Source organism: Achromobacter sp. DMS1 (assembly GCF_001270295.1).
Map to the genome: position 1 here is coordinate 1 of NZ_LHSJ01000167.1, position 9,429 is coordinate 9,429.

Annotated in this window: 7 protein-coding genes, 3 tRNA genes and 1 pseudogene; all 11 read left to right on the forward strand. The window is 63.5% G+C overall.

The window, feature by feature from the left end:
• Positions 1-590 (forward strand): hypothetical protein (locus tag AD428_RS28195; protein WP_235490747.1); only part of this gene is annotated, 590 nt, incomplete at its 5' end.
• Positions 591-974: 384 nt separating this feature from the next.
• A complete protein-coding gene (gene mnmG, locus AD428_RS17700; RefSeq protein ID WP_053246050.1) occupies positions 975-2,894 on the forward strand; it encodes a tRNA uridine-5-carboxymethylaminomethyl(34) synthesis enzyme MnmG in 1,920 nt (639 codons plus the stop codon).
• A gap of 59 nt (positions 2,895-2,953) precedes the next feature.
• Positions 2,954-3,652 (forward strand): 16S rRNA (guanine(527)-N(7))-methyltransferase RsmG, encoded by a 699-nt coding sequence (gene rsmG, locus AD428_RS17705; protein WP_053246054.1) that lies wholly within the window; start codon positions 2,954-2,956, stop codon positions 3,650-3,652.
• Complete coding sequence (locus AD428_RS17710; protein ID WP_053246051.1) at positions 3,649-4,446, forward strand: ParA family protein; 798 nt, start codon at positions 3,649-3,651, stop codon at positions 4,444-4,446. The genes rsmG and AD428_RS17710 overlap by 4 nt, the downstream gene beginning before the upstream one ends.
• A gap of 8 nt (positions 4,447-4,454) precedes the next feature.
• Positions 4,455-5,284 (forward strand): annotated as a pseudogene (locus tag AD428_RS17715) (GNAT family N-acetyltransferase).
• 44 nt (positions 5,285-5,328) lie between these two features.
• Positions 5,329-6,246 carry a ParB/RepB/Spo0J family partition protein gene (locus AD428_RS17720; protein ID WP_053246052.1) on the forward strand — a complete coding sequence of 306 codons (918 nt, stop codon included), beginning with the start codon at positions 5,329-5,331 and terminating at the stop codon, positions 6,244-6,246.
• Complete coding sequence (locus AD428_RS17725; protein WP_053246053.1) at positions 6,239-7,243, forward strand: asparaginase; 1,005 nt, start codon at positions 6,239-6,241, stop codon at positions 7,241-7,243. Before AD428_RS17720 ends, AD428_RS17725 begins: the two co-directional genes overlap by 8 nt.
• A gap of 544 nt (positions 7,244-7,787) precedes the next feature.
• Positions 7,788-7,874: transfer RNA gene (locus AD428_RS17730), tRNA-Tyr, on the forward strand.
• A 144-nt stretch (positions 7,875-8,018) separates the two neighbouring features.
• Positions 8,019-8,092 (forward strand) — tRNA-Gly (locus AD428_RS17735).
• Positions 8,093-8,104: 12 nt separating this feature from the next.
• Positions 8,105-8,179, forward strand: a tRNA-Thr gene (locus AD428_RS17740).
• Between the two features lie 55 nt (positions 8,180-8,234).
• Positions 8,235-9,425: an elongation factor Tu gene (tuf, locus tag AD428_RS17745; RefSeq protein WP_053244268.1), complete on the forward strand. Its 1,191-nt coding sequence runs from the start codon at positions 8,235-8,237 to the stop codon at positions 9,423-9,425.
• Positions 9,426-9,429: the final 4 nt, after the last annotated feature.

Here is a 9,429-nt window from a genome sequence, read left to right on the forward strand (position 1 = left end):
CGGGGTGGGTCAGTTTTACTCCGACGATTCCGACGAAAGTGGGTCAGTTTTCAACCGGCGTTGACAAGCAGCGGCTCGCACCGCTTCATAGTGACACCAATTTATTTCATGAGGCGAGTGGGGTCGGGCTCATGTTTCACGTGAAACCGTCAAAGAATTGGCGACGGATAGCGAACGATGAATCGCTATCGATTCGGGGTCAGTCGCTGATGCAGCTTGCGGCCTCCCGCACTCGTTGGAGGGGAGTGGAAGGCGGAAAAGCGGGCACAGATAGTTTTACTCCGACGATTCCGACGAAAGTGGGTCAGTTTTCAACCGGCGTTGACAAGCAGCGGCTCGCACCGCTTCATAGTGACACCAATTTATTTCATGAGGCGAGTGGGGTCGGGCTCATGTTTCACGTGAAACCGTCAAAGAATTGGCGACGGATAGCGAACGATGAATCGCTATCGATTCGGGGTCAGTCGCTGATGCAGCTTGCGGCCTCCCGCACTCGTTGGAGGGGAGTGGAAGGCGGAAAAGCGGGCACAGATACATCGCGTTCTTGCAAATTGGTATTGCCAGACCCGAACCCGTGGATCGGGGAATAGATAACCGCACTCCACCACAAAGGCACGTTGGTATACACAAGCCGCAACCGGCGATGTTTCACGTGAAACAGTTCGCGGTGAAATACAGACGAGGTCGGCGGTGATGTTTCACGTGAAACATCACGATCTCATCGAGAGCGTCTGAAATATCGCGGCTTCCTTTTCTGGCTTGAAACCATCTTGCACGAACGGACGGCCGAGTCATGCCCCAATCGTTCCGTCTGATGTTTCACGTGAAACATCGGCAGCGTAGAGAAAAATGCTCGAAAGCGACATAAACAACAGATAAAGCTTGCTTCGGCGTTGTCTTTGATGTTTCACGTGAAACATCCCACCCCTGCCTCTATAATGAGCACCGAACGCTCTCTTTTTCCTCCCCGCATCATGGATTATCCCCGCGAATTCGATGTGATCGTCGTCGGCGGCGGTCACGCCGGCACCGAAGCGGCACTTGCGTCTGCGCGCGCTGGCGCCCAGACCTTGCTGCTCACGCATAACATCGAAACCCTAGGCCAAATGTCGTGCAATCCCTCTATCGGGGGGATCGGCAAGGGTCATCTCGTCAAAGAGGTGGACGCACTGGGTGGCGCCATGGCGCTGGCCACGGACGAGGCGGGCATACAGTTTCGCATCCTCAACGGGTCCAAGGGACCTGCGGTCCGTGCGACACGTGCCCAGGCAGACCGCGTGCTGTACCGCAAGGCAATACGGAGCCGCCTGGAAAATCAGCAGAACCTTTGGCTGTTCCAGCAGGCCGTGGACGATCTGATGGTCGAAGGCGATCGGGTTGTAGGCGCCGTGACCCAGCTCGGGCTGAAGTTCCGCGCACGCACCGTCGTGCTCACCGCGGGCACGTTCCTCAATGGGCTGATCCACGTGGGGCTGCAGAACTACTCGGGCGGTCGGGCAGGGGATCCGCCCGCGATTTCTCTGGGGCAACGGCTGAAGGAACTCAAGCTGCCCCAGGGCCGGCTCAAGACTGGAACCCCGCCGCGCATCGACGGCCGCACTATCGATTACAGCGTACTCGAGGAGCAGCCGGGCGACCTGGATCCGATCCCGGTGTTCTCTTTCATGGGGAACGCAGAGATGCATCCCCGCCAGCTTCCGTGCTGGATTACGCATACCAATGCCCGCACCCACGACATCATTCGTGGCGGGCTCGACCGCTCGCCCATGTACAGCGGCGTGATCGAAGGCGTGGGGCCGCGCTATTGCCCGTCGATCGAAGACAAGATCCATCGCTTTGCCGACAAGTCATCGCACCAGGTCTTTCTCGAACCCGAAGGGCTGGATACCCACGAGGTCTACCCGAATGGCGTCTCCACCAGCCTGCCGTTCGACGTGCAGCTCGAACTCATTCACTCGCTGCCCGGACTGGAACATGCCCACATTCTGCGACCCGGCTACGCCATCGAATATGACTACTTCGATCCACGTGGATTGAAGAGCACGCTGGAAACCAAGGCGATCTCGGGGTTGTACTTCGCGGGCCAGATCAACGGCACTACGGGCTATGAAGAGGCCGCCGCGCAGGGCCTGCTCGCCGGCGTCAATGCTGCTCTGCGCGCGCTCGGAAAAGAACAGTGGACGCCTCGCCGCGACGAAGCCTATCTCGGCGTGCTGGTCGACGACCTCGTCACGAGAGGCGTTACCGAGCCGTATCGCATGTTCACGTCGCGCGCCGAGTATCGGCTCAGTCTGCGCGAAGACAATGCCGATCTGCGTCTCACGGAAATCGGCCGCAGGCTCGGCATCGTCGACGATGCGCGCTGGACCGCGTTCAATCGCAAACGCGATGCCGTCGCGGCGGAAGTGGAACGCCTGCGTTCCACGTGGGTGAACCCTCGCATTCTGCCTGCCGAAGTGGCGGAACCGCTGCTGGGCAAGGCTATTGAGCGTGAGTACTCACTAGCAGACCTGCTGAAACGGCCGAACGTTTCCTACGAGGCGCTCATGCACGCCCGCAACGCGGATGGCTCCCTGCTGGCCGGTCCTGGCGTGGTGGACCAGGACGTACTCGCCGAGCAGGTCGAAATCCAGGTCAAGTACGCCGGCTACATCGCCCGCCAGCAGGACGAGGTGCAAAAGCATCTCAGCCACGAGCAACAGCCCATTCCGGCCGACATCGACTACGACGCCGTTACCAGCCTGTCGTTCGAAGTGCGCCAGAAGCTCAAGACGCACCGCCCTGAAACCATAGGACAGGCTGCCCGCATCTCGGGCGTCACCCCTGCGGCAATCTCTCTGCTGCTCATCCACCTCAAGCGCCTGCACTACGGCACGCGCAAGTACGCGGCATGAGCGGCGCCCGGCCGCCCGTAGGCGCTCATGCCGGAGCCCGCAAGGGCGAAGGCTCCACGGTGAGCGGCGCCCGGCCGCCCGCAGGCGCTCATGGCGACGCCGATCTCGCCGGCCGCCTGGAGCGCGCTTGCGCCCAGCTCGGCCTGGCCGCGAGCGACGAGGCGCGCGCCCGCCTGCTCGACTATCTGGCGCAGATGCAGCGCTGGAATCGCACCTACAACCTCACCGCCATCCGCGACCCGGGCCAGATGCTGGTACAGCATCTTTTCGACAGCCTGGCTGTCGTGGGCCCTTTCAGCGAGGCATTGGAAGAGGGCGCTTCCGCCCGCCTGTACGATGTTGGATCGGGCGGCGGGCTGCCCGGCGTGGTGCTGGCCATCATGCGGCCGCAATGGTCGGTAACGTGCATCGACGCCGTGGAAAAGAAAACCGCTTTCGTGCGGCAGATGAGCGGCGCGCTGTCGTTGCCGAATCTGCGTGCGCGGCATGCCCGCGTCGAAACCCTGGAGCCCGCCGGCTGCGATATCGTCACTTCACGCGCTTTCGCGTCGCTCGACGACTTTGCCCGGCTCGCGGGCAAGCACGTGCGCGACAGTGGTACCCTCGTCGCCATGAAGGGCAAGCTGCCCGAGGATGAGATCGAGGTGCTCGAAGCGGGCGGACAGTGGAAAGTAGACCGTATACAGCCGCTCCAAGTACCCGAATTGCAGGCTGAACGTTGCCTGATCTGGATGCGCCGCAGTCAAGGAACCCTATGAACAGCATACCCCCCAGCAAAACCGCCCGTGTCTTCTGCATCGCCAACCAGAAAGGCGGCGTGGGCAAGACGACGACAGCCATCAACCTGGCGGCGGGCCTGGCCACGCATCGACAGCGTGTCTTGCTGGTGGATCTGGATCCCCAGGGCAATGCGACCATGGGCAGCGGCATCGACAAGAACACGCTGCAATCCAACCTGTACCAGGTGCTGATCGGCGACGCCACTATCGACGAGGCGCGCGTGCGCTCGGAGTCGGGCGGCTACGACGTGCTGCCCGCCAACCGTGAGCTGTCCGGCGCCGAGATCGACCTCGTGCAGATGGAACAGCGCGAGCGCCAGCTCAAGGCCGCCATCGACGCGGTGCGGGACCAGTACGACTTCGTCCTGATCGATTGCCCGCCCACGCTGTCGCTGCTCACCCTCAACGGGCTGGCGGCGGCACATGGCGTCATCATTCCGATGCAGTGCGAATACTTCGCGCTCGAAGGCCTGTCCGACCTGGTCAACACCATCAAGCGGGTGCATCGCAACATCAATGACGATCTGCGGGTCATCGGCCTGCTGCGCGTCATGTTCGACCCCCGCATGACGCTGCAGCAGCAGGTGTCCGCGCAGCTCGAAGCGCACTTCGGCGACAAGGTGTTCAAGACCGTCGTTCCGCGCAACGTGCGCCTGGCGGAAGCACCCAGTTACGGCGTGCCGGGCGTCATCTATGACAAGTCGTCGCGCGGGGCGCAGGCCTACATCTCGTTCGGCGCCGAAATGATCGAGCGCGTCAAGCAGTTGTCCTGAGGTCCGCCATGTCCGCCGATGCAATGGTTTGCGCCTCCTCGTCACCGTCGGTCACGCATGTGCCGCAAGCAGGCCTGCGCGATGCATTGCGCGTGCGTCTTGAGGAAGCCGCGCTCAATGCCACGGCCGTGCAGGCGCAGTTGCTCTATGATGGCTGGCTGGTGCGTTTCGCGCCTTCCGCGGCCAAGCGGGCGCGCAGCGTCAATGTGCTGGGGTTATCCACACGTCCGCTCGATGAGCGGCTGGCGTATTGTTCATCGTTGTACGCGCGCCATGGCCTGCCCCTGGTGCTGCGCCTGACCAGCCTGGGCCCGGATTTCGGCCTCGATGCCGAGCTGCAGGCCCGGCAGTTCATTCATACCGGCGAGACCCGAGTCATGTGCATGCCGCTCGCCTCCGCGGATGGAGACTCTCCTCGCGGACTGCGCTTTGAAACCGTCGATGCCGCGCGCTTTGCCGCCGTCGCCGGCGAGATGCGCGCGCATTCGCCCGCGCATGTGCGCGAGCACAGGCAACGGCTGCAGGGCCTGGCTCTCGATGTCCAGCCGGTGCTTGCCACGGACGCCGCGGGGCGCTGCGTCGCCGCCGGCCTGGGCGTTCTCGATGGGGACGCGCTGGGCCTGTTCGACATCGTTACCCATCCCGACGAGCGGCGCAAAGGCCATGCCGATGCGCTGTTGCGGCATCTCCTGGCTTGCGGCGCCGCCGGCGCGCCCGCCATGCCTATTTGCAGGTGGAGCCGGAAAACACCGCGGCGCGTGCGCTGTACGACCGTCACGGATTCAAAGACTGTTATGCGTATTGGTATCGGGTGCCCGCCGAGCATCCGGTCGCCTGAGCCGGGCTCAGGATACAAAAGCAGAAAGAAAGAGGATTTACATTATGGCCACCAAGAAACCCAAGGGTTTGGGTCGCGGACTGGACGCTTTGCTGGGTGCCGACGCGCCCGCCATTGACAATATCGGCAAGGCTGCCGCCAAGCCCGAGGGTCCGCCGTCCACCTTGCCCGTCTCGAAAATGCGCGCCGGCAAATACCAGCCGCGCACGCGCATGGACGAAGGCGCCCTGGGCGAGCTGGCCGAATCCATACGCACGCAGGGTGTCATGCAGCCCATCCTGGTGCGCGCGCTCAATGACGATCCTGGCCACTATGAAATCATCGCGGGAGAGCGGCGCTTCCGCGCCGCGCAGCTCGCCGGCCTGAAGGAAGTCCCGGTCCTGGTGCGCGAGGTGGCCGACGAGAACGCGGCCATCATGGCCCTCATCGAAAACATCCAGCGCGAAGATCTGAATCCGCTGGAAGAGGCGCATGGCGTGCGGCGGTTGCTGGACGAATTCGGGCTCACGCACGAGCAGGCCGCCCAGGCCATCGGCCGCTCGCGCTCGGCCACCAGCAATCTGCTGCGCCTGCTCAACCTGGCCTCGCCGGTGCAGACCATGCTGCTGGCCGGCGATATCGACATGGGCCATGCGCGCGCGCTGCTGGCGGTCGATGCCGCCACCCAGATCCAGCTTGCCAACCAGATCATCGCGCGGCGCCTGTCGGTGCGCGAGGCGGAGAAGCTGGTGGCCAAGACCGCGCGCGAAGTCGAGGCCGGCAGCGCGCCGCGCAAAAAGGCCAACGGCGTTTCGCGCGACCTCACCCGCCTGGAAGAGGCGCTGTCCGACCACCTGGGCACGCGCGTGGCGCTCAAGGTCGGCGCCAAGGAAAAAGGCCAGATCGTCATCGACTTCCACGGATGGGAGCACCTGAATTCCCTGCTCGAGCGCCAGGGCCTGTCTGGGGTGGTGGATGCCTGAGGGGCGGCGGCCGGTCGTCGCCGTCCTGGCCACGGGCGGCACCATTGCCGGCGCACAGGCCAGCGCCACCGACGCGGGCTACCGCGCGGGCTCGTTTTCCGTGCACCAACTGCTTGAAGCCGTGCCGCAGTTGTCGGACGTCGCCGACATATGCGCAGAGCAGGTCGCCAACGTGGGCAGCCAGAACATGACGCACGGCGTCTGGCGCGCCCTGGCCGGGCGCGTCGATGCGCATTGCCGCGACGCGTCGGTAGACGGCATCGTCATCACGCACGGCACGGATACCCTGGAAGAAACCGCCTACTTCCTGAGCCTGGTCATCGCCAGCGACAAGCCCATCGTGCTGGTGGGCGCCATGCGCCCGGCCACCGCCCTGGGCGCAGAAGGGCCGGCCAACCTGTACAACGCCGTGGCCCTGGCCGCGAGCGGCCAGGCGCGCGGCCGTGGGCCGCTGGTCGTCATGAACGAAGACATCCATTACGCGCGCGACGTGCAGAAAATCGCCTGCGCCGGCATTTCGGCTTTCGCGTCGCCCAACCGGGGCAGGGCGGGTGTCATGCACGGCGGCGCGCCGGTCTTCTATTCGCGCAACGACACCGTCCACACCACGCAAAGCGAATTCGCTCCGGCGCCGCCGGAAGAGGCCGCGTGGCCGCGGGTGGACATCGTGTATGCGCATGCGGACATGCAGCCGGACACGATCGATTTTCTGGCCTCGCGTGCTGACGGCATCGTGCTGGCCGGCGTGGGCGACGGCAACGCCACCGATCTGGCCATGCAGGCATTGCGCCGCGCCGCGGCTTCGGGCGTGGTCGTGGTGCGGTCGAGCCGTTGCGGCAGCGGCCTGGTCGGACGCGACGTCGAGATCGACGATGCCGCCTGGGGTTTCGCCGCCGCCCGCGATCTCAACCCGCAAAAGGCCCGCGTGCTGCTCATGCTGGCGCTGACCCGGACGCGAGATGTCGCCGCCGTGCAGCGGTATTTCGAGCGCTATTGAAGCGCGCCCGGAACAAAGCCCCGCATTTCGGACGCGAAAGATTCGATGTATTGCTCGTATTTAGATATTGAGCATTTGCTCGGATTCATGCGAGCTTCCCATCGCATTTAATGCGAGCACTTTTTCGTTTCTTGTTGAGTCCTGGCTCGTGTTCACGAGGATCTGGTGCGGTCCTGGGACGGTCTTGCCGGGCGCGCGGCGCCGGGGGGGGGGCATGCGCGGCCCGAGCGCACCTTCGGTACATGGTCGGGGCGGCGGAACCGGAACCGGAATAGGGCCGCAAAAGCCGGCCGCCGCATCCCGCCCGGTCCTGCCGCGGTCTGCAAGTCCAGGCGTCCGCGAGGAAGGCAGGCGGACAAAAAAAGGGACGATTCTTTTTGGCCTGGCCCGCGCCATGCCGCCGCGGTGGCGCAAGCCCGCCCGATGCGGTAAGCTTTGCGCCCTCTGGAGAGCCGCCACGGCGACGACGGCAGGAAATTCGCTGTTTTCGCGCAAAGCGTTTGACACGGATTATGAAAGTGTTCATAATCTCAAGTTCTCCGCTGGAGGGGTGCCCGAGTGGTTAAAGGGGGCAGACTGTAAATCTGTTGGCCTTGCGCCTACGTTGGTTCGAATCCAACCTCCTCCACCAGAGACCCATACCCGAATCCAGGCGCAGTTGGCCTGGATTTCAAATGTCAGGCCTAGGGATCTGCAGCGCCTTCGGCAAGAAGGCCGTATGTATCCCTGGCCTTGGTTTTTAAGGGTTGGGTATAGAGAAGGTGAAAGGGTAGCCGCGGGTGTAGCTCAATGGTAGAGCAGAAGCCTTCCAAGCTTACGACGAGGGTTCGATTCCCTTCACCCGCTCCAAAAGGTTTACATGCCCATGTGGCTCAGTGGTAGAGCACTCCCTTGGTAAGGGAGAGGTCACGCGTTCGATCCGCGTCATGGGCACCACTAATTCTCACTTCTTTTCTTCAGTCAGAAGCGCAATCCAGGTCAGGAGTCAGCCATGGCAAAAGGCAAGTTTGAACGTACCAAGCCGCACGTGAACGTGGGTACGATTGGTCACGTTGACCACGGCAAAACGACGTTGACGGCGGCCATCACGACGGTGCTGTCGAGCAAGTTCGGCGGCGAAGCCAAGGGCTACGACCAGATCGATGCGGCTCCTGAAGAGAAGGCGCGCGGCATCACGATCAACACGGCGCACGTGGAATACGAAACGGAAACGCGCCACTACGCGCACGTTGACTGCCCGGGCCACGCCGACTACGTGAAGAACATGATCACGGGCGCGGCGCAGATGGACGGCGCGATCCTGGTGGTGTCGGCCGCCGACGGTCCGATGCCGCAGACGCGCGAGCACATTCTGCTGAGCCGCCAGGTGGGCGTGCCGTACATCATCGTGTTCCTGAACAAGGCGGACATGGTCGATGACGCCGAGCTGCTGGAGCTGGTGGAAATGGAAGTTCGCGAGCTGCTGTCGAAGTACGACTTCCCGGGCGACGACACGCCGATCATCAAGGGTTCGGCCAAGCTGGCGCTGGAAGGCGACAAGGGCGAGCTGGGCGAGCAGGCGATCCTGTCGCTGGCGCAGGCGCTGGACACGTACATTCCGACGCCGGAGCGCGCGGTTGACGGCACGTTCCTGATGCCGGTCGAAGACGTGTTCTCGATCTCGGGTCGCGGCACGGTGGTGACTGGCCGTATCGAGCGCGGCGTGATCAAGGTTGGCGAAGAAATCGAAATCGTGGGCATCAAGCCGACGGTGAAGACGACGTGCACGGGCGTGGAAATGTTCCGCAAGCTGCTGGACCAAGGCCAGGCGGGCGACAACGTGGGCATTCTGCTGCGCGGCACCAAGCGTGAAGACGTCGAGCGCGGCCAGGTGCTGGCCAAGCCGGGTTCGATCACGCCGCACACGGAGTTCACCTCGGAGGTGTACATTCTGTCCAAGGAAGAGGGTGGGCGCCACACGCCGTTCTTCAACGGCTACCGTCCGCAGTTCTACTTCCGCACGACGGACGTGACGGGCACGATCGATCTGCCCAAGGACAAGGAGATGGTGCTGCCGGGCGACAACGTGACGATGACGGTCAAGCTGCTGTCGCCGATCGCCATGGAAGAAGGTCTGCGCTTCGCCATCCGTGAAGGCGGCCGTACCGTCGGCGCCGGCGTGGTCGCCAAGATCATCGCCTAAGTTG

Coding starts and splice junctions, on each gene's coding strand:
- mnmG (WP_053246050.1), top strand. CDS start 975: ATGGATTATCCCCGCGAATTCGATGTGATCGTCGTCGGCGGCGGTCAC.
- AD428_RS17710 (WP_053246051.1), top strand. CDS start 3,649: ATGAACAGCATACCCCCCAGCAAAACCGCCCGTGTCTTCTGCATCGCC.
- AD428_RS17720 (WP_053246052.1), top strand. CDS start 5,329: ATGGCCACCAAGAAACCCAAGGGTTTGGGTCGCGGACTGGACGCTTTG.
- AD428_RS17725 (WP_053246053.1), top strand. CDS start 6,239: ATGCCTGAGGGGCGGCGGCCGGTCGTCGCCGTCCTGGCCACGGGCGGC.
- tuf (WP_053244268.1), top strand. CDS start 8,235: ATGGCAAAAGGCAAGTTTGAACGTACCAAGCCGCACGTGAACGTGGGT.